The 24205-nt window shown below is 60.8% G+C and carries 24 protein-coding genes; 11 read left to right on the forward strand and 13 right to left on the reverse strand.

The genetic code is table 11. From position 1 onward, the window contains the following. Positions 1–19 precede the first annotated feature (19 nt). The 3 genes from nadE to LQ249_RS03645 all read right to left on the reverse strand — a co-directional run bounded on the left by nadE (position 20) and on the right by LQ249_RS03645 (position 3163). Positions 20–847: an ammonia-dependent NAD(+) synthetase gene (gene nadE, locus LQ249_RS03635; protein WP_057003682.1), complete on the reverse strand. Its 828-nt coding sequence runs from the start codon at positions 845–847 to the stop codon at positions 20–22. 3 nt (positions 848–850) lie between these two features. Next, a complete protein-coding gene (pncB, locus tag LQ249_RS03640) occupies positions 851–2065 on the reverse strand; it encodes a nicotinate phosphoribosyltransferase (RefSeq protein WP_017849730.1) in 1215 nt (404 codons plus the stop codon). 207 nt (positions 2066–2272) lie between these two features. Further along, positions 2273–3163, reverse strand: a complete 891-nt coding sequence (locus LQ249_RS03645) for a LysR family transcriptional regulator (RefSeq protein ID WP_057003683.1) — start codon at positions 3161–3163, stop codon at positions 2273–2275. A 153-nt stretch (positions 3164–3316) separates the two neighbouring features. Between LQ249_RS03645 and amaB the strand changes: the two genes are divergently transcribed. The 8 genes from amaB (at position 3317) to LQ249_RS03685 (ending at position 13306) form a co-directional block, all read left to right on the forward strand. Continuing rightward, positions 3317–4807: an L-piperidine-6-carboxylate dehydrogenase gene (gene amaB / locus LQ249_RS03650; RefSeq protein ID WP_017849728.1), complete on the forward strand. Its 1491-nt coding sequence runs from the start codon at positions 3317–3319 to the stop codon at positions 4805–4807. Positions 4808–4979: 172 nt separating this feature from the next. Then, positions 4980–6263 carry an L-pipecolate oxidase gene (amaA, locus tag LQ249_RS03655; RefSeq protein WP_232566196.1) on the forward strand — a complete coding sequence of 428 codons (1284 nt, stop codon included), beginning with the start codon at positions 4980–4982 and terminating at the stop codon, positions 6261–6263. 386 nt (positions 6264–6649) lie between these two features. Further along, positions 6650–7786 (forward strand): branched-chain amino acid ABC transporter substrate-binding protein, encoded by a 1137-nt coding sequence (locus LQ249_RS03660; protein WP_046384885.1) that lies wholly within the window; start codon positions 6650–6652, stop codon positions 7784–7786. A 201-nt stretch (positions 7787–7987) separates the two neighbouring features. Further along, on the forward strand, positions 7988–8902 hold the full coding sequence (locus LQ249_RS03665; RefSeq protein WP_003236186.1) for an ABC transporter permease subunit: 915 nt from the start codon (positions 7988–7990) through the stop codon (positions 8900–8902). Positions 8903–8904: 2 nt separating this feature from the next. Beyond that, positions 8905–10182, forward strand: a complete 1278-nt coding sequence (livM, locus tag LQ249_RS03670) for a high-affinity branched-chain amino acid ABC transporter permease LivM (protein WP_017849725.1) — start codon at positions 8905–8907, stop codon at positions 10180–10182. Then, entirely contained in the window at positions 10179–11054 is an 876-nt protein-coding gene (locus LQ249_RS03675) for an ABC transporter ATP-binding protein (RefSeq protein WP_057003687.1), read from the forward strand. Before livM ends, LQ249_RS03675 begins: the two co-directional genes overlap by 4 nt. Then, positions 11051–11767 (forward strand): ABC transporter ATP-binding protein, encoded by a 717-nt coding sequence (locus LQ249_RS03680; protein WP_017849723.1) that lies wholly within the window; start codon positions 11051–11053, stop codon positions 11765–11767. The genes LQ249_RS03675 and LQ249_RS03680 overlap by 4 nt, the downstream gene beginning before the upstream one ends. Before the next feature lie 774 nt (positions 11768–12541). After that, the gene (locus tag LQ249_RS03685) at positions 12542–13306 is read left to right on the forward strand and encodes an SDR family oxidoreductase (protein ID WP_017849722.1); all 765 of its coding nucleotides are present in this window, start codon (positions 12542–12544) and stop codon (positions 13304–13306) included. 125 nt (positions 13307–13431) lie between these two features. Here LQ249_RS03685 and LQ249_RS03690 read toward each other — a convergent pair whose 3' ends face one another. From LQ249_RS03690 to ureE, 5 genes are all read right to left on the reverse strand, one after another. After that, positions 13432–14553: an AGE family epimerase/isomerase gene (locus tag LQ249_RS03690; protein WP_026140378.1), complete on the reverse strand. Its 1122-nt coding sequence runs from the start codon at positions 14551–14553 to the stop codon at positions 13432–13434. Between the two features lie 196 nt (positions 14554–14749). Beyond that, positions 14750–15322, reverse strand: a complete 573-nt coding sequence (locus tag LQ249_RS03695) for a HupE/UreJ family protein (RefSeq protein WP_057003689.1) — start codon at positions 15320–15322, stop codon at positions 14750–14752. 22 nt (positions 15323–15344) lie between these two features. Beyond that, positions 15345–15959, reverse strand: coding sequence for an urease accessory protein UreG (gene ureG, locus LQ249_RS03700; RefSeq protein ID WP_017849719.1), 615 nt, complete (start codon positions 15957–15959; stop codon positions 15345–15347). A gap of 9 nt (positions 15960–15968) precedes the next feature. Then, positions 15969–16643 (reverse strand): urease accessory protein UreF, encoded by a 675-nt coding sequence (locus LQ249_RS03705; RefSeq protein WP_232566197.1) that lies wholly within the window; start codon positions 16641–16643, stop codon positions 15969–15971. Then, the gene (ureE, locus tag LQ249_RS03710) at positions 16640–17140 is read right to left on the reverse strand and encodes an urease accessory protein UreE (RefSeq protein WP_128192607.1); all 501 of its coding nucleotides are present in this window, start codon (positions 17138–17140) and stop codon (positions 16640–16642) included. Before ureE ends, LQ249_RS03705 begins: the two co-directional genes overlap by 4 nt. A gap of 338 nt (positions 17141–17478) precedes the next feature. On the opposite strand from ureE, the gene LQ249_RS03715 reads away from it, so the two are divergent. Beyond that, positions 17479–17985 (forward strand): C40 family peptidase, encoded by a 507-nt coding sequence (locus LQ249_RS03715; protein ID WP_026140377.1) that lies wholly within the window; start codon positions 17479–17481, stop codon positions 17983–17985. Between the two features lie 4 nt (positions 17986–17989). Here the strand turns inward: LQ249_RS03715 and LQ249_RS03720 are convergent, their stop codons facing one another. Next, positions 17990–18622, reverse strand: coding sequence for a TetR family transcriptional regulator (locus LQ249_RS03720; protein ID WP_046384878.1), 633 nt, complete (start codon positions 18620–18622; stop codon positions 17990–17992). A gap of 160 nt (positions 18623–18782) precedes the next feature. Next, positions 18783–19154 carry a hypothetical protein gene (locus LQ249_RS03725; RefSeq protein WP_046384877.1) on the reverse strand — a complete coding sequence of 124 codons (372 nt, stop codon included), beginning with the start codon at positions 19152–19154 and terminating at the stop codon, positions 18783–18785. 358 nt (positions 19155–19512) lie between these two features. Here LQ249_RS03725 and LQ249_RS03730 point away from each other — a divergent pair, with 358 nt between their 5' ends. Together LQ249_RS03730 and LQ249_RS03735 are read left to right on the forward strand one after the other, a co-directional pair. Further along, on the forward strand, positions 19513–21582 hold the full coding sequence (locus LQ249_RS03730) for an AsmA family protein (protein ID WP_108526120.1): 2070 nt from the start codon (positions 19513–19515) through the stop codon (positions 21580–21582). 292 nt (positions 21583–21874) lie between these two features. Continuing rightward, a complete protein-coding gene (locus tag LQ249_RS03735) occupies positions 21875–22231 on the forward strand; it encodes a hypothetical protein (RefSeq protein ID WP_232566198.1) in 357 nt (118 codons plus the stop codon). A 100-nt stretch (positions 22232–22331) separates the two neighbouring features. Here LQ249_RS03735 and LQ249_RS03740 read toward each other — a convergent pair whose 3' ends face one another. From LQ249_RS03740 to LQ249_RS03750, 3 genes are all read right to left on the reverse strand, one after another. Next, positions 22332–22820, reverse strand: a complete 489-nt coding sequence (locus LQ249_RS03740; protein ID WP_046487345.1) for a GNAT family N-acetyltransferase — start codon at positions 22818–22820, stop codon at positions 22332–22334. Continuing rightward, entirely contained in the window at positions 22811–23104 is a 294-nt protein-coding gene (locus tag LQ249_RS03745) for a type II toxin-antitoxin system TacA family antitoxin (protein ID WP_046487348.1), read from the reverse strand. Before LQ249_RS03745 ends, LQ249_RS03740 begins: the two co-directional genes overlap by 10 nt. 429 nt (positions 23105–23533) lie before the next feature. After that, positions 23534–24064 carry a ferritin-like domain-containing protein gene (locus LQ249_RS03750; protein ID WP_128192605.1) on the reverse strand — a complete coding sequence of 177 codons (531 nt, stop codon included), beginning with the start codon at positions 24062–24064 and terminating at the stop codon, positions 23534–23536. Positions 24065–24205 lie beyond the last annotated feature (141 nt).

Below are 24205 nucleotides of genomic sequence, written 5' to 3' on the forward strand. Positions count from 1 at the left end.
CAACACTATCTGGTTCACCTCACGGCGCAAACGGCATGACCCGCTTGTGCTCGGTCTTGCGATACGTCTCGCAAATGATCCTGAACGCTTCTTCCCGCACCGGCTCGCCGTGCAGGAACGCATCGATCTCGGCATAGGTCACGCCATGTGACGCCTCGTCCGGCTTACCCGGCGAGAGGTCTTCCAGGTCGGCGGTCGGGATTTTCTCCACCAGCGACTCCGGCGCACCGAAGTGCCGCGCAATCGATCGCACCTGGTTCTTCACCAGCCCGCTCAACGGTGCCAGATCGCAGGCGCCATCACCGAATTTGGTGAAAAAGCCCATCACCGCTTCCGCCGCATGGTCGGTGCCGATCACCAGGCCGCTGGCCGCGCCGGCGATGGTGTACTGCGCGACCATCCGCATGCGCGCCTTGGTGTTGCCCAGCACGAAATCGCGGGACACCGCCGCCTTGCCTTCAAATGCCGCCACTTCATTGGCCAGGGATTTCACCGCTGGGCCGATGTTTACGGTGTGGCGCTCATCCGGCTCGATAAAGTCCACCGCGGCCTGGGCGTCGATTTCATCGAACTGGGTTTCGTAGGGCAGGCGCACCGCGATAAAACGATAGGCCTCGTCGCCGGTGCTGGAGCGCAGCTCCTGCGTGGCGCGTTGGGCGAGCAGGCCTGCGGTCAGGGAGTCGACGCCACCGCTGATGCCCAACACCAATGTCTTGAGCCCTGAATTGCGCAGGCAGTCCTGGATAAAGGTCACGCGCCGGGCGATTTCGGCCTCAAGGGCGGCCTGGTCTTTGAACGGCGCTTGAACCTTGAGCTGCTGCGCAATCTCACGCTGTACGGCTTGCATGATTCACTCCTTGCTGGAAAGGGCAGGTACTTTGAAAACGTGTCGCAAATAGGCGACGAAATTCGGGTCCGTGCAGTGGGTCTTGCCCGCTTCATCGGAGATCTTCGCGACGGGCTGGCCATTGCAGGCCGTCATTTTAAGCACAATGCTCATCGGTTCCACACCTGGAATATCGCAGGTCAGGTTGGTGCCGATGCCAAAGCTCACATTGATCCGACCGCGCAGCGCCCGGAATATCTCCAGGGCCTTGGGCAGCGACAGGCTGTCGGAGAACACCAGGGTCTTGCTCATCGGCTCGATGCCCAGCTTGTGATAGTGGGCGATGGCTTTTTCCGCCCACAGCACCGGGTCACCGGAATCGTGGCGCAGGCCGTCGAACAGCTTGGCGAAGTACAAGTCGAAGTCGCTGAGGAAGGCGTCGGTGGTGATGCAATCGGTCAGGGCGATACCCAGCAGGCCGCGGTATTCGCGGACCCAGCAGTCGAGGGCGGCGATCTGGCTGTCGATCAGGCGCGGGCCGAGTTGCTGGTGGGCCATGATCCATTCATGGGCCATGGTGCCCAGCGGTTTCATATCGAACTCGCGAGCCAGGTGGACGTTGCTGGTGCCGACAAACCGGCCGGGGAAGTCGTGCTTGAGCACGCTCACCACTTCTTCCTGCACGCGGTAGGAGAAGCGTCGGCGAGTGCCGAAGTCCGCCACCTGCAGCTCGGCGAGCTCGTCGCTGCTGGCGTTTGCGATCAGCCAGTCGAACTTGCGGTACAACTGCTCGCGGGCCTGTTCGAGGACCACGGTCTGGTAGCGGTAGCGGTTGCGCACTTCGCTGATGATGGCGAGCATCGGCACTTCAAACAGGATCACATGCAGCCACGGCCCGCGCAGGCGGATAAACAGCTCGCCGTTTTCGATGCCGGTGTGGACATAGCGCAGGTTGAAGCGGAACAAGCCGAGAAAGCGCAAAAAATCCGGCTTCATGAAGCTGATGCGCTCCAGGAAACTCAGTTGGTCCGCGCTCAGGCTCAACTCGGCGAGGCGCTCGAACTGGTAACGGATCTCCGCCAGGTACGGGCGCAGGTCTTCACTGTTGCGGCAACGAAACTCCCATTCAACTTCCACATTGGGGTAGTTGTGCAGCACCGCCTGCATCATGGTCAGCTTGTAGAAGTCGGTGTCGAGCAGGTTCTGCACGATGCGATCGGCAAACACACTCTCGCTCATAACGGGAATCTCCAGACAGGACGGCGATGGGCGCCGGCCTTTACGCACAAGAAAGGAAGGGGGCTAGTGGCGCATAGACCTGTGGGGTTTTGCCAGTGATTTTTTCAGTGAGGCCACTGGCCCTATCGGGGGCAAGCCCCCTCCCACAGGTTGGAATGCATTTCAAATGTGGGAGGGGGCTTGCCCCCGATAGCGGTATTCCAGGCACTAAATAACCTGCTCCATCATCCACTTCACAAACTCCCGCACCTTGGGCACCTCCGCCGAATGCTCGGGGTACGCCAGGTAATACGCATCCTGGCTCGGCATTGCATGCTGCCAAGGGATCACCAGCTTGCCGTCGGCCAGTTCCTCCTCCACCAGAAAGCGCGGTAGCAACGCCACGCCGCAGCCCACCTGCGCCGCCCGAATGCACATATAGAACGTGTCGAAACGCGGCCCGTGATAGCTGTGCTCGGTGTGAAACCCCTGGTCGGCGAACCAGTCATGCCAGCCCTGGGGGCGCGAGGCGTTTTGCAGCAGGACCAGGTTGCTCAGTTGCGTGGGGTCGGTGAACGGCTGCGCGGGCAGGCTTTCCGGGGCGCACACCGGGATCAGTTCTTCACTGAACAGTTTCAGGCTCTCGGTGCCGGGGCGTGAGCCTTGGCCGAAGTAGAACGCCATGTCGGCCTTGCCTTGCAGCAGCTCGTCCGGTTCCTGTTCGTTGCACAGGTCCAGGTGGATTTGCGGATGACGCAAGCGCCAGCCCTTGAGGCGCGGCACCAGCCAGCGTGCGCCGAAGGTGTAGGGCGTAGACACGCGTAATACTTCGGTCTCGCCACCGTAGGAGCGCAGGTAATGGGTGGACATCTCCACCTGGGTGAGGATTTTGCGCACTTCCACCAAATACAAATCGCCCGCCGGGGTCATCTGCAAGCGTCGGCGTACCCGGCGAAACAGCAGGTGCTGCAGCAGTTCTTCCAGTTGCGCGACCTGTTTGCTCACCGCGCTTTGCGTGAGGTTCAGCTCCTCGGCGGCGCGGGTGAAGCTCAGGTGGCGGGTGGCGGCTTCGAAACACTGCAGGGCAGTGATCGAGGGCAAATGTCTTTTGTTCAGCACGGCATGCCTCTTTTTATGCTTTGCATGAATAAACGGAATGATATCTCGCCTAATCGTCGTTTGTTGGCAAGTCTTGGGCCAGCTACAAATAAGCCCTGGATCGCCGTGCGGGCCGCGGCGCAATTTTTTCTGTATAGATTGAAGGAGTGACCCATGGTTGCCGCATTGCTTGATCGTCTCGGGGTAAACCCGGCGCTGTACCAAGCGGGGAAACAACCCGTGCATTCGCCGATCGATGGCAGCCGTATCGGCAGTGTGAACTGGGAAGGCGCCGCCGAGGTGGAGCAACAGGTCAGTCGCGCCGAGCATGCATTCGAGGCCTGGCGCAAGGTGCCGGCACCGCGTCGCGGCGAGTTGGTGCGCCAGTTCGGCGACGTGTTGCGCGAATACAAGGCCGACCTGGGCGAGCTGGTCTCCTGGGAAGCCGGCAAGATCACTCAGGAAGGCCTGGGTGAAGTGCAGGAAATGATCGACATCTGCGACTTCGCCGTCGGCCTGTCGCGCCAGTTGTATGGCTTGACCATCGCCTCCGAGCGCCCGGGCCACCACATGCGTGAAACCTGGCACCCGCTGGGCGTGGTCGGTGTGATCAGCGCGTTCAACTTCCCGGTGGCCGTGTGGGCGTGGAACACCACCCTGGCCCTGGTGTGCGGCAACGCCGTGATCTGGAAGCCGTCGGAAAAGACCCCGCTCACCGCCCTGGCCTGCCAGGCGCTGTTCGAGCGCGTGCTGAAAAAATTCAACGATGCGCCGCAATACCTGAGCCAGGTGATCATCGGTGGCCGCGATGCCGGTGCCGCGTTGGTGGATGACCCGCGTGTCGCACTGATCAGCGCCACCGGCAGTACGCGCATGGGCCGTGAAGTGGCGCCGAAAGTCGCCGCGCGCTTTGCCCGCAGCATCCTCGAGCTGGGCGGCAACAACGCGATGATCCTCGGCCCAAGCGCCGACCTGGACATGGCGGTGCGCGCCATCCTGTTCAGCGCCGTCGGCACCGCCGGGCAGCGTTGCACCACGCTGCGCCGGCTGATCGCCCATGAGTCGGTCAAGGAAGAAATCGTCACGCGCCTCAAGGCCGCCTATTCCAAGGTACGCATCGGCCACCCGCTGGAAGGCAACCTGATCGGCCCGCTGATCGACAAGCACGGCTTCGACGCGATGCAGGATGCGCTGGAGCAGGCCCTGAGCGAAGGCGGCAAGGTGTTCGGCGGCAAGCGCCAACTGGAAGACAAATTCCCGAATGCCTACTACGTGTCGCCGGCGATTGTGGAAATGCCGGAGCAAAGCGACGTGGTCTGCACTGAGACCTTCGCGCCGATCCTGTACGTGGTCGGCTACAGCGACTTCGCCGAAGCCCTGCGCCTGAACAACGCCGTGCCGCAAGGCCTGTCGTCATGCATCTTCACCACCGATGTGCGCGAGGCCGAGCAGTTCATGTCGGCGGTGGGCAGCGACTGCGGCATTGCCAACGTCAACATCGGCCCGAGCGGCGCGGAAATCGGCGGCGCGTTTGGCGGTGAGAAAGAGACGGGCGGTGGGCGTGAGTCGGGCTCGGATGCGTGGCGCGGGTACATGCGTCGCCAGACCAATACCGTGAACTACTCGCTGGAACTGCCGCTGGCCCAGGGCATTACCTTCGACTGATTACCTTAAGTCGAAGTGCGGTCAAAATGTGGGAGGGGGCTTGCCCCCGATGGCGGTGTGTCAGTCAACAGATGTCCAGCTGATCCACTGCCATCGGGAGCAAGCCCCCTCCCACAGTTGAGCTATATGCAGTTCGGAATAGATGTTTGTTAGGTCTCATCGGAGTCTGGCAATGGCACTACGCGAAACATGTTTGTGGGAACAACTCACCCCTGGCCGGCCGGATCGCGCTGCGCTCAAGGGCGAAGTGAAGGTGGATGTGTGCGTGATCGGCGCCGGGATTACCGGTTTGTCGGCGGCCATTCACTTGCTGGAACAAGGCAAGACTGTCGCCGTGCTGGAAGCCCATCGCACCGGCCATGGCGGCTCGGGGCGCAATGTCGGGCTGGTCAACGCCGGCTTGTGGATTCCGCCGGACGAGATCGAAGCCGGTTTCGGCGAGGCGGTGGGCAGCCAGCTCAACCGCATGCTGGGCGCGGCGCCGTCGCTGGTGTTCAGCCTGGTCGACAAATACAACATCGATTGCCAATTGCGCCGCGAGGGCACTTTGCACATGGCGCACAACGCCCGGGGCGAGGCGGATTTGCGCAGTCGTGAAGAACAATGGAAGCGCCGCGGCGCGCCGGTCGAACTGCTCACCGGTTCAGCCTGCGAGCAAGCCACCGGCACTCAAAAGATCGCCGCCGCACTGCTGGATAGACGTGCCGGCACCTTGAACCCGATGGCCTACACCAGCGGCCTGGCCAATGCGGCCGTGGGGTTGGGCGGGCAGCTTTTCGACCATTCCCCGGTTGCGCGCCTGGAACGCCAAGGTGCGGAGTGGTCGGTGCAGACCGCGAACGGTGCGGTGCAGGCTGCACAAGTGGTGATCGCCTCGAATGCCTACACCGAAGGCGAATGGACCGAACTGCGGCGCAATTTCTTCCCAGGCTATTACTACCAGGTCGCCTCCGCGCCGCTGACCGACGACGCGGCCCGGCAAATCCTTCCCGGTGGCCAGGGTTCGTGGGACACGCGCCAGGTGCTCAGCAGCATCCGCCGCGACGCCGATGGCCGCCTGTTGCTCGGCAGTCTGGGCAACGGCAACCAGAAACCGACGTGGTTTCTCAAGGCGTGGGCCGATCGGGTGCAGCAGCACTACTTCCCGTACCTCAAATCGGTGCAGTGGGAATGCACCTGGACCGGCTGCATCGCGTTCACCCCGGACCACTTGATGCGCTTGTTCGAACCCGCGCCCGGCCTGGTGGCCGTGACCGGCTACAACGGCCGCGGCGTGACCACCGGCAGCGTGGTCGGCAAGGCCTTTGCCGACTACTTGTGTCACCAGAATCCCCAGGCTCTGCCGATTCCGTTCGCGCCGATGCAACCGCTGGCCGGGGTGGGCCTGCGCAGTTGCCTGTATGAAGCCGGATTCTCGCTGTATCACGCCGGCCAATGCTTGCGGATCGTGATCTGATCAGCGAAATAGCCTTCAGAAGCCGGCACGTTCTTCGCCGACGACTAATCTGTATTGGTGCAAGTTGTAGCAATCACGCACTGTAAATGTGCAGTTCCGTTACGTGCATTGTTACAGCTGTAGGAAGTGTCGTTTGGCGGTCTGGTTGCAGGTGCGACCCATGAAGGTTGTACTTTTTTGATCCATGGGTTGCACCTATTGAAGTTAGAGGGTTGCACGTCCCGACGAACGGAGCCGAAACACCTGCAATAACAATGACACCGTGTCTTTTTGAAGAATAAAAACGTAATGGCACGCGGCTTGCTCTGGGCTTTCAGTGAAAGTTTTGGTTGAAGGTTTGCAGTGAATACTTAGTGCCAATAAACAAAAACCTCGGAGCACCACTCATGTCCCAGACGTTTTACAAGAAAGGTTTTCTGGCCCTCGCCGTTGCAGCGGCGCTGGGTGTTTCTACGTTTGTTCAAGCTGATGTGAAGATTGGCGTAGCGGGGCCGATGACGGGCGCCAACGCCGCTTTCGGTGAGCAGTACATGAAGGGCGCCCAGGCGGCAGCCGATGTCATCAACAAGGCTGGCGGCATCAACGGTGAGCAGATCAAGCTGGTCGCCGGTGACGATGCCTGTGAACCCAAGCAGGCCGTGGCCGTGGCCAACCGCCTGGCCGACCAGGACAAAGTGATCGGCGTGGTCGGGCACTTCTGCTCGTCCAACACCATCCCGGCGTCCGAGGTCTACGACGAAGCCGGCATCATCGCCATCACCCCAGGCTCGACCAACCCGCAGGTCACCGAACGCGGCCTGGGCGCCATGTTCCGTATGTGCGGGCGTGACGACCAGCAAGGCATCGTGGCCGGCGACTACATCGTCGACGTGCTCAAGGGCAAGAAAGTCGCGGTCATCAACGACAAGGACACCTACGGCAAAGGCCTGGCCGACGCCACCGCTGCCCAGTTGACCAAGCGCGGCGTGAAACCGGTGCTGGAAGAAGGCCTGACCCGGGGCGAGAAAGACTTCAGTGCCCTGGTCACCAAAATCCGCTCCTTGGGCGCCGACGTCGTGTACTTCGGCGGCCTGCACCCGGAAGCCGGTCCGCTGGTTCGCCAGATTCGTGAAGCAGGCCTCAAGGACGTGAAATTCATGTCCGACGACGGCATCGTGACCGACGAACTGGTGGCGACCGCCGGTGGCAAGCAATATGTGGATGGCGTGTACATGACCTTCGGCGCCGACCCGCGTCTGCTGCCGGACAGCAAGACGGTGGTTGAAGAGTTCCGTAAAAACGGCACCGAGCCAGAAGGCTACACCCTGTATGCCTACGCGTCGGTCCAGGCCCTGGCTGCCGGCTTCAACGGTGCCAAGTCCAACAAGGGTGAAGACGCCGCCAAGTGGCTCAAGGCTCACCCGGTAAAAACCGTGATGGGTGAAAAAGCCTGGGATGCCAAGGGCGACCTGAAAATCTCCGACTACGTGGTTTACCAGTGGGACAAAGACGGCAAATACCACCAGCTGGAAAAGCAGAAGTAAGGCTGAGTACCACAGACCTAATGTGGGAGGGGGCTTGCCCCCGATGACGGTGTATCAGCCACCCGATGTATAGCTGACCCTCCGCAATCGGGGCCAAGCCCCCTTCCACAGGGGGACTGGGTTGTGATTGAGATCTGTCTTTTCCTCCAGAAGCGCCGCACACCTACCGGTGTGCAGGTGCTCACCGCGTGAGATTGCGTTATGGATGGTATTTTCCTGCAGCAACTGGTCAACGGCCTGACCCTCGGGTCGGTCTATGGCCTGATCGCCATCGGCTACACAATGGTCTATGGCATCATTGGCATGATCAACTTCGCCCATGGCGAGGTTTATATGATTTCCGCTTACCTCGCGGCGATCAGTCTGGCACTGCTGGCTTATTTCGGCATCGAATCCTTCCCGCTGCTCATTCTTGGCACCCTGATCTTCACCGTGGTCGTCACCGGCGTTTACGGTTGGGTCATCGAACGGGTCGCCTACAAACCGCTGCGCAACTCCACCCGACTGGCACCGCTGATCAGCGCCATCGGTATCTCCCTGATCCTGCAGAACTACGCACAGATCGCCCAGGGCGCCAAGCAACAAGGCATTCCGACCCTGCTGGCCGGCGCCTGGCGCGTCGATATCGGCAGCGGTTTCGTCCAGTTGACGTACACCAAGGTCTTCATCCTGGTCGCTGCCTTCGCCGGCATGGCCTTGCTGACCTACATCATCAAGTACACCAAGCTCGGCCGCATGTGCCGCGCTACCCAGCAAGACCGCAAGATGGCCTCGATCCTCGGCATCAACACCGACCGCGTGATTTCCTACGTGTTTGTCATCGGTGCCGCCATGGCGGCCCTGGCCGGCGTGTTGATCACCCTCAACTACGGCACGTTCGACTTCTACGCCGGCTTCATCATCGGCATCAAGGCCTTCACCGCGGCGGTACTCGGCGGCATCGGTTCCCTGCCTGGGGCGATGCTGGGCGGGATCATCCTCGGTATTTCGGAGTCGCTGTTCTCGGGGTTGATCAACTCTGACTACAAAGACGTGTTCAGTTTCTCCCTGTTGGTGGTGATTCTGATTTTCCGTCCCCAGGGCCTGCTTGGTCGCCCACTCGTGGCTAAGGTATAAACATGTCTGCTGCCAAATCGATTGATATCAAAAAAAGTGTGGTCGATACGATCCTCGCCGGGCTGATTGCGTTGATCGTGTTCGGTCCGATCGTCGGCGTGGTGCTCGACGGCTACAGCTTCAACCTGCAACCTGCGCGCGTGGCGATCCTGGTCGCCATCGTGATGGCCGGCCGCTTTGCCCTCAGCCTGTTCCTGCAAACGCCCAAGGGCGTGAAGATTCTGCAGGGCTTCGAGAGCAGCGGTTCGGGCGTCCATGTGCTGGCGCCGGACTACAAGTCGCGGCTGCGCTGGATCATCCCGGCGCTGATCGTGATCGCCATCGTGTTCCCGATCTTCGCCAACAAGTACCTGCTCACCGTGGTGATCCTCGGGCTGATCTACGTACTGCTCGGCCTGGGCCTGAACATCGTGGTCGGCCTGGCCGGCTTGCTCGACCTGGGTTACGTGGCGTTCTACGCCATCGGTGCCTACGGCCTCGCGCTGGGGTATCAATACCTCGGCCTGGGTTTCTGGACGGTGCTGCCGCTGGCGGCCATCGCGGCGGCACTGGCGGGGTGCATACTCGGCTTCCCGGTGCTGCGCATGCACGGCGACTACCTGGCGATCGTGACCCTGGGGTTTGGTGAAATCATCCGCCTGGTGCTGAACAACTGGCTGTCGTTCACCGGCGGGCCAAACGGCATGCCGGTGCCTTCGCCGACCTTCCTCGGTCTGGAATTCGGGCGCAAAGCGAAGGACGGCGGGATTCCGTTCCATGAGTTCTTCGGCCTCGATTACAACCCCAACATCAAGTTCATGTTCATCTACATCGTGCTGTTCCTGGTGGTGCTGGCCGTGCTGTACATCAAGCATCGCCTGACCCGCATGCCGGTCGGCCGCGCCTGGGAAGCCTTGCGCGAAGATGAAATCGCCTGTCGCTCCATGGGCCTGAACCACGTGCTGGTCAAGCTCTCGGCGTTCACCATCGGCGCCTCCACAGCTGGTTTGGCCGGGGTGTTCTTCGCCAGTTACCAAGGCTTCGTCAACCCGTCGTCGTTCACCTTCTTCGAATCGGCGCTGATCCTGGCCATCGTGGTGTTGGGCGGCATGGGCTCGACGGTAGGCGTGGTGATCGCGGCGTTCGTGTTGACCGTCGCGCCGGAACTGCTGCGCAGCTTCTCTGAGTACCGCGTGCTGCTGTTTGGCGTGTTGATGGTGGTGATGATGATCTGGCGGCCACGCGGCCTGATCCGGATCAGCCGTACCGGTGTGACCCCACGTAAAGGAGTGGCGCCATGAGCAAGGAAGTCGTCCTGTCCGTGGAACATCTGATGATGCACTTCGGTGGCATCAAGGCCTTGAGCGACGTGAGCCTCAAGGTCGAACGCAACTCGATCTTCGCCCTGATCGGCCCCAACGGCGCCGGCAAGACCACGGTGTTCAACTGCCTCACCGGCTTCTACAAAGCCAGTGGCGGCAAGATCGAACTCAACGTGCGCGGCAAGCAGACCAACGTGATCCAACTGCTCGGCGAGCGCTTCGAGGCCATCGACTTCGTGTCGCCGAAAAGCTTCTTCAGCCGCGTGTACTACAAGATGTTCGGCGGCACCCACCTGGTGAACCGCGCCGGCCTGGCGCGGACCTTCCAGAACATTCGCCTGTTCAAGGAAATGTCGGTGCTGGAAAACCTGCTGGTCGCCCAGCACATGTGGGTCAACCGCAACATGCTCGCGGGCATCCTCAACACCAAGGGCTACCGCAAGGCTGAAAGCGACGCCCTCGACCACGCCTTCTACTGGCTGGAAGTGGTCGACCTGGTGGACTGCGCCAACCGCCTGGCCGGTGAGCTTTCCTACGGCCAGCAGCGCCGCCTGGAAATCGCCCGCGCCATGTGTACCCGGCCGCAGATCATCTGTCTCGACGAACCGGCTGCGGGCCTCAACCCCCAGGAAACCGAAGCCCTCAGCGCGATGATTCGCCTGCTGCGCGACGAACACGACCTCACAGTGGTGCTGATCGAACACGACATGGGCATGGTGATGAGTATTTCCGACCACATCGTGGTGCTCGACCACGGCAACGTGATTGCCGAGGGCGGGCCGGATGCGATCCGCAACGACCCGAAAGTGATCGCGGCCTACCTGGGCGCGGATGAAGAGGAGCTTGTATGAACGGGCCTATCCTCGAAATGAAGGACCTGGACGTGTTCTACGGGCCGATCCAGGCGCTGAAGAAAGTCTCGCTGCACATCAACGAAGGCGAAACGGTCAGCCTGATCGGCTCCAACGGCGCGGGGAAATCCACGCTGCTGATGTCGATCTTCGGCCAGCCACGGGCGGAGTCGGGGCAGATCCTCTACAACGGCGTCGACATCACCCACAAGTCGTCCCACTACATCGCGTCCAACGGCATTGCGCAGTCGCCGGAAGGGCGGCGGGTGTTCCCCGACATGACCGTCGAGGAAAACCTGCTGATGGGCACCATCCCCATCGGTGACAAGTTCGCCCAGGAAGATATGCAGCGCATGTTCGAGCTGTTCCCACGGCTCAAAGAGCGGCGTAACCAACGGGCGATGACCATGTCCGGTGGCGAGCAGCAAATGCTCGCCATCGCCCGCGCACTGATGAGCCGGCCCAAGTTGTTGTTGCTCGACGAACCGAGCCTGGGCCTGGCGCCGATTGTGGTGAAGCAGATCTTTTCCACCCTGCGCGAACTGGCGGCCACCGGGATGACCATCTTCCTGGTGGAGCAGAACGCCAACCATGCGCTGCGTCTGTCAGACCGGGCGTATGTGATGGTCAACGGCGAGATTCGCCTGACAGGCACCGGCAAGGAGCTGCTGGTGAACGAGGAAGTGCGCAACGCCTACCTCGGTGGCCACTGACGCATAAACCTTGTGGGAGGGGGCTTGCCCCCGATGGCGGTGTATCAGTCAGAACACCTGATACTGACCCACCGCCATCGGGGGCAAGCCCCCTCCCACATTTGTTTTTGTGGTGTTCACAAGTGCGATCCCAAATTGTGGAAAACAAATCCGGCCACCTTCCAAAGCGCGACAGATAGCCGCCGCAAATCGCTGTTTTGTCACAGTTTTGACTTGTCCCCATCCGCTGTGGAACCGGCTGTGGGTAACGTGGGAGTAGCTGGCTGAAAGCCTTTGATTACGTGGCCTGCAGCGTGATGGTTGTTTTTTGATCAGTGGCTTTTTGGCGACCTGCCGAGGGGTTTGTCAACCTGTTTAAAGACACAGGTATATGACCGGATTATGTCTGTCCAGCCTGTGGATAAGTCTGTGGTTAAACTCTGGAAAGACGCCCGCAGAGGCCGGAATGACTGGCCTGGAGCCATCGTTCGGTTTTTCCTCTCGTGCATGGGCCTACATACCGCCTCGTCCAGGTCAAGCAAAAAACTTTGCAAAACCGCCTGAAAGCCTTGTACACAGCGGCTCTGGGCTTTTTGCACTTGCCCCCAAAGACTGTGGGCGCAATTGTGGATAACCTGCGCGCATATGGCTGCAGGCCACGGTGTGTAAGGCTTTGCGTGGTTTGGTTAAAAACTGATCAGGCGTGCATGGCGTGATGTGCATAGCGGTTGCCGCGACGACGGTGTAAGGGCATTCTGCTGGCTTATTTTTTCCGATGCCCGCAAGGAGAACACCATGTCCAACACGCTGTTTATTACTGGCGCAACTTCAGGTTTCGGCGAAGCCTGCGCCCGTCGGTTTGCCGAAGCTGGCTGGAAACTGGTGCTCACCGGTCGTCGTGCCGAGCGTCTGAACGCGCTGGTCGAAGAGCTTTCCAAGCAGACCGAAGTACACGGCCTAGTGGTGGACGTGCGTGACCGCCAAGGCATGGAAGCGGCGATTGCCGGCCTGCCGCCCGCGTTCGCCAAGCTGCGCGGGCTGATCAACAACGCCGGCCTGGCCGTGGGCACCGATCCCGCGCCCAAGTGCAACCTCGACGACTGGGAAACCATGGTCGACACCAACATCAAGGGCCTGCTGACCACCACCCACCTGCTGTTGCCGCGCCTGATCGCCTATGGCCGCGGTGCCGGGATCATCAACCTGGGCTCCATCGCCGGCAGCTACCCGTACCCGGGCAGCCACGTGTATGGCGGCTCCAAAGCGTTCGTGAAGCAATTCTCGCTGAACCTGCGCTGCGACCTGCAAGGCACCGGCGTGCGTGTGACCAACATCGAGCCAGGGCTGTGTGAAAGCGAGTTCTCCCTGGTGCGCTTCGGCGGCGACCAGGCGCGTTACGACGCCACCTATGCCGGCGCCGAGCCGATCCAGCCGCAGGACATCGCCGACACCATCTTCTGGGTGCTGAACACCCCGGCGCACGTCAACATCAACCGTCTTGAGCTGATGCCGGTGAGCCAGAGCTGGGCCGGGTTTGCGATTGAGCGTGGGGCCAAGTAAGGCGTTAGACCGAGTCGCCTGCATCGGGGGCAAGCCCCCTCCCACACTGAATTGGGTTCACAGATTTTGATGTGTGAACCCATTCAAATGTGGGAGGGGGCTTGCCCCCGATGAGTCCCTGAAGGTCAGCCGAGAACCTTGACCAACCCCTGATAACAGGTCGCCAGGTGATACGGCGTGGTCGACGGCATATCCCGTCGGCTCACGCTGCCCTGGGCATCCAGGCATTCATTCCAGCCCTTGGCATGCAGGAAGTGCTGCTGCAACGCGAGCAACTGGCGCTGCAGCACGGCTTCGCTGCCCGGCCGCAAGGTCAGTGCGCGCAGGTATTCCGCCTGGGCCCAGATGCGTTGGGTGCCGTCGCGCACGCTGCCGTCCAGGGCAAGCATGCCGCTGACCGCGCCGGTCCGGTTATCCACACCCGTTTGCTCGGCATAGGCAAAGGCCCGCGTCAGCGAAGCATGCAGCGGCGTGCCGCGCAGCACGTCGGAAGACTCAAGCAAGAAGAACCACTCGAACTGGTGCCCCGGCTCAAACCAGTTATCCACAGCGCCCAGCGGTTTTTCCATCATCACGCCGTGCTGGCGCTCGATGAAACGCTGCTGCATGGCCGTCGCCAAGGCCAGCAATGCGGTTTGCACCGCGGCGTCTTCACGCACCGCCAGGGTGGCGAGGAAGCCTTCCGCCAGGTGCATCAGCGGGTTTTGCAATGGGCCGGACTTGAGGGACGACCAATTACGCTCCAGCACCGCCTCGTACAGGCCATCGCCGCTGGCGAAACGTTGGGCGACCACTTCCAGCGCCGCATTCAACACCGACTCCACCAGCGGTTCGCGTACCTTGGCCCAGTAATGGGCGCAGGCGAAGATGATGAACGCGTGGGTGTAGAGGTCCTTGCGCTTGTCCAGCGGCTGGCCGGCGGGGTCGATGCTGTAGAACCAGCCGCCGTGCTCGGCGTCGTGGAAATGCCGTTGCAGCGAGCGGAACAACACGGCGGCGCGTTCTTCGGCAAAGGCTGCGCCGGGTTCGCCGATCAGGCTGGCGAACAGGTACAACTGCCGGGCACAGGCCATGGCGCGGTAGCGTTGCGGCGGCAGCGGCCGGTGGTCGGCGTCCAGCGCCTCGTAGGGCAGCGCCAGCTCGGCGTTCCAGCCCGGGCCCTGCCAGAGCGGCACGATCAGGTCATGGAAGTGCGTGAGCACGGCATTCAAGGAAGGCTGAAGGGCGGAGCTTGGAGCGATGGGCATCGGCTGGCGTCGTCACGGCAGGGGTGTAGGCGCGCATGGTAGCAGGCTTGGGAACGGTGGTGTCTGCGCCACCGCTATCGGGGGCAAGCCCCCTCCCACATTCGACCGAGTTCCAACTTTGGAATGCAAGCGAATGTGGGAGGGGCGGTGCGACGATTCGACTTGCCCCCGATGAGGCGCTTAATCGCGCCGCAAATCAGCCAGCCAGCAACCAAACCCCGGTCGCCGCCGAAGCCGCCCCGGCAACCCGCACCAACGGCGCCGCCGCAGTCGGCAGCCAGCGCACCACGGCATAACCGGCAGCGTGCAACGCAGCGGTGGCGCCGACAAATCCGGCGGCATACGCCCAAGGGCTGGACATGTCCGGCAGCTCCAAGCCATGGGCCACGCCGTGGAACAGCGCGAACAATGCCGTCGCCCCCAGCGCCATGAACAACGGCGGGCGCACCGCCAGCGCCACCGCCAGGCCCAGGGCCAGCACCGACGCGGCAATCCCGCTTTCCAGCGCCGGCAACGCCAGGCCTTCAAAGCCCAACAGGCCGCCGAGCAACAGGGTGGCCACGAAGGTGCAAGGCAGCGCCCAACGCGCCGCGCCTTTTTGCTGGGCGGCCCACAAGCCGACCGCCAGCATGGCCAGCAAATGGTCGAGACCGCCCAATGGATGGCTGATACCCGCCACCAGGCCGTTGTCGCCGTGACCCGGGTGGGCGAAGGCCAAGGCGGGTGCGAGCAGCAGGGCGGCGGCAGCGAAGAGTTTTTTCAGGCGCATGGACAGGTTCCTTATGGGGTGATCAGGCCGCAGTCAGCAGGCCCTGGCGTTCGATGAAGGCGACGATCTCATCCAGGCCGACGCCGGTTTTCTGGTTGCTGAACACAAAGGGTTTACCGTTGCGCATGCGTTGGGTGTCGCTGTTCATCAGTTCCAGCGAGGCGCCGACCAAGGGCGCCAGGTCGATCTTGTTGATCACCAGCAGGTCGGATTTGCAGATGCCGGGGCCGCCCTTGCGCGGCAGTTTATCGCCGGCGGACACATCGATCACATAGATGGTCAGGTCCGACAGTTCCGGGCTGAACGTCGCCGACAGGTTATCGCCGCCCGACTCCACCAGGATCAGGTCCAGGCCGGGAAAGCGCCGGTTGAGTTGGTCCACCGCTTCCAGGTTGATCGAGGCGTCTTCACGGATCGCCGTGTGCGGGCAGCCGCCGGTTTCCACACCGATGATGCGCTCGGGCGCCAGGGCCTGGTTGCGCACCAGGAAGTCGGCATCTTCGCGGGTATAGATGTCGTTGGTGACCACCGCCAGGTTGTAGCGATCACGCAAGGCCAGGCACAGGGCCAGGGTCAGGGCGGTCTTGCCGGAGCCCACCGGGCCGCCGATGCCGACACGCAGAGGTTGTGTGTTCATGTGCTTCTCCTAGGAACGGAACAGGCGGCTGTACTGGCGCTCGTGGGCCATGCACGCCAGGGACAGGCCGAACGCGGCGCTGCCGAAATGGTTGGGGTCGATGTGGCTGGCGTCCTGCTGGGCGTGTTGCAGCAGGGGCAGCAGTTCACTGGTCAGGCGCTGGGCGGCCTGCTGGCCGAGCGGCAGGGTTTTCATCAGCACGGCCAGCTGGTTTTCCAGCCAGCTCCACAGCCAGGCGGCGAGGGCGTCGTCGGGGCTGATGCCCCAGGCGCATGCGGCCAGGGCCCAGCCCAGCGCCAGATGCGGCTCGGCGTGTTGTGCGAGAAAATCACGGGCCGCGTCGTCCAGTTCCGGCAGGCCGTTGAGCAGTTGCTGCAGGGAGTACCCCATCTGCCGGCTCTCCTGATACAGCTCGCGGGTCTCGCGACTGGCGCGGTGTTCCTCGCACAGTTGCGCCAGCTGCGACCAATCGCCGGCCACGGCGGCGCGGCAATGCGCGAGCAACAGCGGCGCTTCGAAGCGGGCGAGGTTGAGCAGCAACTGGTCGCTGATCCAGCGGCGGGCGCCGGCCGCGTCTTTGACGCGGCCATTCTCCACGGCCATTTCCAGGCCCTGGGAATAGCTGTAGCCGCCAATCGGCAATTGCGGACTGGCCAGACGCAGCAGCGCCCAGGCTGGGTTCATAAACGCACGCCGAACTGATGCAGCTTCGGCGGGTAGTTGAAATCTTCATCGCCATGGCGTGAATGGTGGTGGCCGCCGCCGTAGGCTCCGTGTTCCGGCTGGAATGGCGCTTCGAAGGTTTCGGTCCGCGCGCCCAGCTGTTCAAGCATGGCCTTGAGCACGTAATCATCCAGCAGGCGCAGCCAGCCGTCGCCTACTTGCAAGGCCACGTGGCGATTGCCCAGGTGATACGCGGCGCGGGTCAGTTCAAATGCATTGCGACAGGTGACGTGCAGCAGTTGTTCAGGGCGCGCGCAGACACGTACTACACGTCCGTCTTCAGCCTGTAGGAACTCGCCATCGTGCAGCGGCGGCTGGCCACGCTCCAGGAACAGGCCGACGTCTTCGCCGTCGGCACTGAAACAGCGCAGGCGGCTTTTGCTGCGTGCTTCGAAGTTCAGCAGCAACTCGGCGGCCCAGAGGGCTTGCGGGGCGATTCGGCGGTGGATCACCAGCATCAGAAGGCTTCCAGCTATGAGCGATAAGAGAGCTAGAGCAAGGGGCTTGCCAATCCCGCGCAGGAGTAGGAATTCCCTGAAGGCGAGCGCAGCGATGCCACCGAATAGGGCGTCAGTCAGTGCCTTTATGCCTCAATTTGGTGCGCGTCTGGAGGTGTGGCACTGGATGGGGGCGTTGTGTGTGGATGTGGCGTGCGGTTTTGCATGAAATTTCTCTCATCTAATTCGCACTGGTGTTTTTTCAGATTTCTCCTACGCAGCATCCGGATTCCGCGTTCAAAAAGTTACGCGCTGTTTCTTTAGGATTTGCGCCGTCTTAACACCACGGCGATTCATCAATGTTCAAGTCACTTTTCTTTTTAATCCTTTTCAGTCTTTCCTGCGTCATCTCATCGGCCTCGGCCAACCTGAAACCCCAATCGACATTCGGCTCTTCGCTGCCTGGTGTTCCAACGTCTTCGGTGGCGAATGTGGTCGACCGCGCCCATGCCCTGCTGGGCACCCCGTACAAATGGGGGGGCACCTCGGCCGAGCAAGGGTTTGATTGCAGTAGTTTCCTGGTCTACCTGTTCAAGACCGAAGCCAACATTCACATCCCGCGCACGACGGCGGCGATGCACCGTTCAACGGCTGCGACCGTCAAGCGCAACGAGCTCAAGCCGGGGGACGCGGTGTTTTTCAAAGGCAACGGGCGCGGTCAGGTCAGCCATGTGGGGCTGTATATCGGCGAAGGGAAATTCATTCATTCGCCGCGGGCCGGCAAGAATGTGCGGATCGATTCGCTGAGCAACAACTACTGGAACAAGAACTACACCGGCGCCAAGCGTTTCCACACGGCGGGTTGACGGCTTACTCGGTGCTGCCGAGGCCCTGCCAGTGCTTGAGGCCAATGAAGATGAAGCGCAACTGTTGGGTGATTTTCGCCTGGGGCGTGAGGTGGGCGGGCAGCGCGTGGGCGGGCGGGTCGATGATGTCGGGCAGGGTGGCGAACACACTTTTGACGATCAGGTCGGCCATCACGTGCAGGCCGTCGGCGTCCAGGTGCTGGAGCTTGGGCATCAGGGTCAGGTCGGCGGCCAGGTCACTGGTGATGTCTTCGCGCAGCGCGCCGATGGCTTGGCGCACAGCCAGGCAGCCACCGTACTGTTCGCGGGCCAGGAACAGGAATTGCGAGCGATTGGCCGCGACCACATCGAGGAAGATCCGCACGGATGCATCGATAATGCCGCCCATCATGAATTCGTTGTGGCGCACCAGGCGGATCGTGGCACGGAAGGTCTGGCCGACTTCGCTGACCAGCACCAGGCCCAGTTGGTCCATGTCGGCAAAGTGACGATAGAACCCGGTGGGCACGATCCCGGCTGTCTTGGCCACTTCCCGCAGGCTCAGGCTGCCGAACCCGCGGCCACACTCCATCAGATGGCGGGCAGCGTCCATCAGGGCGAGGCGGGTCTGTTGCTTCTGTTCGGCACGGGGCAGCATGGCGGGCGGGCTTTGTCGGCAAGTACAGCGACGCACTCTAGCAAAACCGCTTCATAGACGTCGAACTTGGCAGGGCATTGCGGCGTGGATGCGTGACACGTTGTGCAGAAAGTCAAAAGCCCGATCCAGGGATCGGGCTTTTTTCCGGGCCACCACAGGCTTAGCTCTGAGCTTGATGCAGGTCTTGCAGACGGTCGGCACCGCCTTCAGCAACACCTTCTGTATAGGCACGTTTGTTGGCGTGTTCAGCACCACCTTCAACCAGGCCTTTTTCTTCCAGGCGGTTGTGGCCGTTTTCGGTCACGCCTTCGGTGTAAGCGCGTTTGTTGGCTTGTTCCGAACCATTTTCAGCAACGGCGCCTTTGGCGTAGTCACGGTTCTCTTGTTCTTGCGACCCGCTACGGGCGAGGGTTTGGCTGAATTGAACGGCATCGGCTTTGGCTTGTGGGATCGCTTGTTCAGCGGCCGGCAGGGCAAAGGCACTGGATGCCAGGACGGACAGCAGCACGGTAGCGAGTACTTGGCGTTTCATGATGGGTTGCTCCTTGGGAGGGCGATTAAGTGGGTACGGGGCTAATGCTACTCTCGATAAGTCGATATAAAAGTTCATAAACCCAATGGTAATAATCAACGGAATTGATTGTTCCCATGGGAGGCTCTAAGTCGAGCCTCTCAAGCCCGCGGTTTTGCACCGTGCTGGGTATTTTCGACACGCGCTTGGGTAACAATGGTGCGCTGGAGTGGGATAAATCTGTCGAAGTGGTCAGAAAAATGGATTTTTTCCGGCAAAACGTTGATTGGGTTAAACCCCGGGAGGGTTTGCCAGTCCTAGCTGTATAAGCTGTCTCAAGGGCTGTGACTCAGCCAGTCGTATTCAGGAGCTCTGTGCAATGACGCGCACTCGTAAAATCGTCGCTTGGTGCTGCGCCAGCATCGTTCTATCAATCGCCGTGGTGGTGTTGTTTTTGCTGTTCTTCGACTGGAACCGCATCAAACCGCCGCTCAATGCCAAGGTTTCCGAAGAACTGCATCGCCCGTTCGCCATCAATGGCAACCTGGCGGTGGTGTGGCGCCGTGAACTGGACGAGGGCGGCTGGCGTGCCTGGGTGCCCTGGCCCCATGTCATTGCCGAAGACCTGAGCCTGGGCAACCCCGACTGGTCGAAAACCCCGCAGATGGTCACGCTCAAGCGTGTGGAGCTGCGTATCTCGCCATTGGCCTTGCTGGTGCAACGCGTGGTAATCCCGCGTATCGACCTCGTCGAACCGAGCGCCGAGTTGCAGCGCCTGGCCGATGGGCGCGCCAACTGGGTGTTCACATTCGATCCCAAGGACCCTAACGCCGAACCCTCCGCCTGGGTGGTAGACATCGGTGCCATCGGCTTCGACAAGGGCCACGTGACCCTCGACGACCAGACCCTCAAAACCCAACTGGACGTGATCATCGACCCGCTGGGCAAACCCATTCCGTTTAACGAAATCGTCGGCGATGCGGATGCCAAAAAGGTCTTGGAAAAAGGCGCGGCCCCCCAGGACTATGCGTTCGGCCTCAAGGTCAAAGGCCGTTACCACGGGCAGACACTCGACGGCAGCGGCAAGATCGGCGGCCTGCTCGCCTTGCAGGACGCGGCCAAGCCGTTTCCGCTGCAAGCCCAGGTGAACGTCGCCGACACCCGCATCGCCGTGGCCGGCACCCTGACCGACCCGCTCAACCTCGGTGCCCTGGACCTGCGCCTGAAACTCGCCGGCGCCAGCCTGGGCAACCTGTACCCGCTGACCGGCGTCACGCTGCCGGACTCGCCGGCCTATTCCACCGATGGGCGCCTGATCGCGCAACTGCATCAAGCCAGCGGCGCGACGTTCCGCTACGACAACTTCAACGGCAAGATCGGCGACAGCGACATCCACGGCAACCTGGCCTACGTCGCCAGCCAGCCGCGGCCCAAACTCAGCGGCACGCTGGTGTCCAACCAACTGCTGATGGCTGACCTTGCGCCCTTGATCGGTGCCGACTCCAACGCCAAGCAAAAAGCCCGTGGCGGGATGAGCAAGCAACCGGCGACCAAAGTGCTGCCGGTGGAAGCGTTCCGCACCGAGCGCTGGCGTGACATGGATGCCGACGTGGAATTCACCGGCAAACGCATCGTCCACAGCACCGACTTGCCCTTCACCGATCTCTATACGCACTTGGTGCTGACGGATGGCGAACTGAGCCTGCAACCCCTGCGGTTCGGCGTGGCCGGCGGCAAGCTCGATGCACAGATCCGCCTGAACGGGCGCATCACGCCGATGGAAGGCCGCGCCAAATTGACCGCGCGCAACTTCAAGCTCAAACAGTTGTTCCCGACCTTCGAGCCGATGAAAACCAGCTTTGGCGAACTCAACGGCGATGCTGATATTGCCGGGCGTGGTAACTCGGTGGCGGCGTTGCTGGGCTCGGCCAACGGTGACCTGAAGATGCTGATCAACGACGGCGCCATCAGCCGAGGCCTGATGGAAATCGTCGGGCTCAACGTAGGCAACTACGTCGTCGGGCGCCTGTTTGGCGACAAGGAAGTGAAGATCAACTGCGCGGCGGCCGACTTCGGCATCAAGACCGGGCTCGCGACCACGCGCTTGTTTGTGTTCGATACCGAGAACGCCATCGTCTATATCGATGGCACGGCGAACATGGCCTCGGAGCAGCTCGACCTGACCATCACCCCGGAATCGAAAGGCTTCCGCCTGTTCTCGCTGCGCTCACCGCTGTATGTGAACGGTCCGTTCATCAAACCGAATGCCGGCGTGAAAGCCATCCCCCTGGCACTGCGTGGCGCCGGCATGGTCGCGCTGGGCGTGATCGCCGGCCCGGCCGCCGGGTTGCTGGCACTGGTCGCGCCGAGCGGCGACGTGCCCAATCAGTGCGCGCCGTTGTTGCAGCAGATGAAGGAAGGCAAGGCGCCGAAGACCGTGAAAGGTTGATTCGGCGCAGTCGTAAGAAAGGGCGCCCCTAGGGGCGCCTTTTTTATGTCGGTGCTGTAAGTGTGCTCTTGGTCTTGCGTAGTTCATTTCTGAAACAGTAAATCCGCCCCTGATTCCCCTTATACCTCCTGCGGCGCCTTCTTATAGTCGGCGGTCACAGTCACTTGGAGGTGGACGCGATGCAGGAGCCTTATGTGTTTATCGCCATAAAGGGCGTAGCGGTGGGCACTTTAGGTAGCCACACCGGTGAGCAAATAGGCACCCTCCTTTACAAAGTTTCAGGGAGTGGGCAATGACGCTTGAGTCCATGGGGATAGTCTCGGGGGTTATTATGATGCTGAGTTTCCCTATATCTTTTTATTCTATGTATACAAAGCTGGAAGAGGCCGAGAGCTATTTGCGGTTCAGCACATTTATAGTGATGTTCAAGCACATGTTCAAAGCCGGATTGTTTGAGGGGAGGATGAAGAGACTCTTCGCTGTCGCCCTTGTTATTCTTATGCCCGCGGCTTTTCAATGGAGACGTTTAGTACTCGTTGAAGATGTGAAAGCTATTCCCATAAGACTCAAACTCTGGATGGTCATGCCCTTCCTGCTCACACTGTTTTCCATCACTGGAATGGTCCTGTCATGGCTACTGACTACCTGACGGTCATATCAGGAAAAAAAGAGGAAGTTGGCTAACCTGCCCCCCACAATAACCCGCTATCGCGAGAGCTATAGCGGGTTTGGCGTTACGTCGGACGGGGCTACCGAAGCGGCAACATCAACGTAATCGGCGAAAGTCCCGGACACGGTATAAATCCTGCGTACTTGGTATAGAAACTCGACAGGCGTTCGTTCAGCGGGTGAACAATCATTGCGCTCGACCCAATCGTATTGGAGGCGCTGATTGCCCGTTCAACTGCATCCTGCAGCAGGTCGATGGCATAACCCTGGCCTTGAGCTTCTTGAGTAATCCCCATGCGCCCCAGCAGTGTCACTGGATGCACGCTAGGTGAGTTGCGTTGATGGCTTTTCGGAACGACGCTCTCGCGTGCGATGGAACCGCTCGACAGGGTGTAGTAACCCATGACAATAGCGGTGTCCTTGCGACAGACGACGTAAACAACGGCCTGTTTGGCCGCTTGAGCCTTACGCGCCTGCCTGTGCAGGTAATCGTTGATCGACTGTTCACCCGAATCGAACTGATCCAGGGAGTGTTCATCGTTCAGCCTTTCTGGGGCTTTTAGCTCCACCGTTTGGGTCTTTCTAGAAGTTGTTGTAGGCACTTGTTACCTCGGATCGGGTTGGCGTCCATGGCCTGTTCAAATGCGTCAAATGCAACGTCGTCGAGAAGGAACAGGCGCTTTTCCAGGATGACCTCTTCTGCTTTTTGACAAGCAGCCTCCAAGATAAAGCTGGTTCGATCGCGACCGGACATTGCCGCTGCCAAATCGATCAGGTTCCGTTTTTTTTCGTCCGCTCTCATGTTGATTGGAACGGGCTTGGATTTTTCAATGCTTTCAATGATTGCAGTCATGTTTCTGTCCCACCTTGGAATGGTTACGTTTTTGCGTGGAGGCCTCCTTATCGCGTTAGTGCGTCAAACTTCTGCTTAGTGTTTTGCATGGGGGGATACCTTTGAGATGTCTCAGTGATTCGCTTAATGTGATCTGTCGTTTGGGAGATCTAACGTTTGATAGTTGAGGCCATGATGGTGGCCTCAGGGAGCATGCTACCGCGCCGTGTAGCTAATGTCTACACGCGTGTATCTTATAGCTATACGTGTGTCAGTCCCATCACTCCCGCTCAGGAATACGCGACGATGCTGCTGAAGGAGGGACGCTGATGTCAGGAATAGTCGTTCCCTACCTGCTCGCGGGGATGGCCCTGTCATGGTTTCTGACGAACTGACGGTCAAAAGGGGAAGCGGTCTAATCCGCTTCCCCCTTTTTAGACGCGCAGTCATTTACAGACTTTCGAGAATGTCCGCCATGTCATCCGCATGCTCTTCTTCCTGAGCCAGGATTTCTTCGAACAGGCGGCGGGTGGTCGGGTCTTTGTCACCGATGTACTGGATGATTCCACGGTAGCTGTCGACCGCAATCCGCTCGGCGACGAGGTCTTCGTAGACCATTTCCTTCAAATTGTTGCCGGCCACGTATTGCGCATGGGCGTTCTTCGACAGCAGGTCCGGGTTGAATTCCGGCTCGCCGCCCAACTGCACGATACGTTCGGCGAGTTTGTCGGCGTGTTCGGCTTCCTGGGTCGCATGTTCGAGGAATTCTGCAGCGGCGATCTGCGCCTTCACGCCGCTGGCCATGAAGTAGTGACGCTTGTAGCGCAGCACGCAGACCAGTTCGGTGGCCAGCGAGGCATTGAGCAGGCGAATGATCTCTTCGCGGTCGGCGCCGTAGCCTTCGGTCACGGCGCCGTTTTCGACGTTCTGGCGGGCGCGTTGGCGCAGGGTCGCAACGTCAGTCAGGTTTGCTGCAGTCATCTCAACCTCCTGGGGCTAATCCGGTTTTACGCCACGCTCTGTCGGCGTGATCGCTCCAAGTTGTGAGTCGTGGGCGGGGCAAAAAGTTTTATTGGATTTGCCGGCAGATGTCATCAGCCCGTCGCCGGATTGGGTTAGCCT

This window comes from Pseudomonas sp. 7-41 (assembly GCF_021233075.1).
GTDB classification, from domain to species: Bacteria; Pseudomonadota; Gammaproteobacteria; order Pseudomonadales; family Pseudomonadaceae; genus Aquipseudomonas; species Aquipseudomonas veronii.

What these genes read in the sequence shown, in the direction of transcription:
- nadE (WP_057003682.1), bottom strand. Translation starts at nt 847, where the DNA reads ATGCAAGCCGTACAGCGTGAGATTGCGCAGCAGCTCAAGGTTCAAGCG.
- pncB (WP_017849730.1), bottom strand. Translation starts at nt 2,065, where the DNA reads ATGAGCGAGAGTGTGTTTGCCGATCGCATCGTGCAGAACCTGCTCGAC.
- amaB (WP_017849728.1), top strand. Translation starts at nt 3,317, where the DNA reads ATGGTTGCCGCATTGCTTGATCGTCTCGGGGTAAACCCGGCGCTGTAC.
- amaA (WP_232566196.1), top strand. Translation starts at nt 4,980, where the DNA reads ATGGCACTACGCGAAACATGTTTGTGGGAACAACTCACCCCTGGCCGG.
- LQ249_RS03660 (WP_046384885.1), top strand. Translation starts at nt 6,650, where the DNA reads ATGTCCCAGACGTTTTACAAGAAAGGTTTTCTGGCCCTCGCCGTTGCA.
- LQ249_RS03665 (WP_003236186.1), top strand. Translation starts at nt 7,988, where the DNA reads ATGGATGGTATTTTCCTGCAGCAACTGGTCAACGGCCTGACCCTCGGG.
- livM (WP_017849725.1), top strand. Translation starts at nt 8,905, where the DNA reads ATGTCTGCTGCCAAATCGATTGATATCAAAAAAAGTGTGGTCGATACG.
- LQ249_RS03675 (WP_057003687.1), top strand. Translation starts at nt 10,179, where the DNA reads ATGAGCAAGGAAGTCGTCCTGTCCGTGGAACATCTGATGATGCACTTC.
- LQ249_RS03680 (WP_017849723.1), top strand. Translation starts at nt 11,051, where the DNA reads ATGAACGGGCCTATCCTCGAAATGAAGGACCTGGACGTGTTCTACGGG.
- LQ249_RS03685 (WP_017849722.1), top strand. Translation starts at nt 12,542, where the DNA reads ATGTCCAACACGCTGTTTATTACTGGCGCAACTTCAGGTTTCGGCGAA.
- LQ249_RS03690 (WP_026140378.1), bottom strand. Translation starts at nt 14,553, where the DNA reads ATGCCCATCGCTCCAAGCTCCGCCCTTCAGCCTTCCTTGAATGCCGTG.
- LQ249_RS03695 (WP_057003689.1), bottom strand. Translation starts at nt 15,322, where the DNA reads ATGCGCCTGAAAAAACTCTTCGCTGCCGCCGCCCTGCTGCTCGCACCC.
- ureG (WP_017849719.1), bottom strand. Translation starts at nt 15,959, where the DNA reads ATGAACACACAACCTCTGCGTGTCGGCATCGGCGGCCCGGTGGGCTCC.
- LQ249_RS03705 (WP_232566197.1), bottom strand. Translation starts at nt 16,643, where the DNA reads ATGAACCCAGCCTGGGCGCTGCTGCGTCTGGCCAGTCCGCAATTGCCG.
- ureE (WP_128192607.1), bottom strand. Translation starts at nt 17,140, where the DNA reads ATGCTGGTGATCCACCGCCGAATCGCCCCGCAAGCCCTCTGGGCCGCC.
- LQ249_RS03715 (WP_026140377.1), top strand. Translation starts at nt 17,479, where the DNA reads ATGTTCAAGTCACTTTTCTTTTTAATCCTTTTCAGTCTTTCCTGCGTC.
- LQ249_RS03720 (WP_046384878.1), bottom strand. Translation starts at nt 18,622, where the DNA reads ATGCTGCCCCGTGCCGAACAGAAGCAACAGACCCGCCTCGCCCTGATG.
- LQ249_RS03725 (WP_046384877.1), bottom strand. Translation starts at nt 19,154, where the DNA reads ATGAAACGCCAAGTACTCGCTACCGTGCTGCTGTCCGTCCTGGCATCC.
- LQ249_RS03730 (WP_108526120.1), top strand. Translation starts at nt 19,513, where the DNA reads ATGACGCGCACTCGTAAAATCGTCGCTTGGTGCTGCGCCAGCATCGTT.
- LQ249_RS03735 (WP_232566198.1), top strand. Translation starts at nt 21,875, where the DNA reads ATGACGCTTGAGTCCATGGGGATAGTCTCGGGGGTTATTATGATGCTG.
- LQ249_RS03745 (WP_046487348.1), bottom strand. Translation starts at nt 23,104, where the DNA reads ATGACTGCAATCATTGAAAGCATTGAAAAATCCAAGCCCGTTCCAATC.
- LQ249_RS03750 (WP_128192605.1), bottom strand. Translation starts at nt 24,064, where the DNA reads ATGACTGCAGCAAACCTGACTGACGTTGCGACCCTGCGCCAACGCGCC.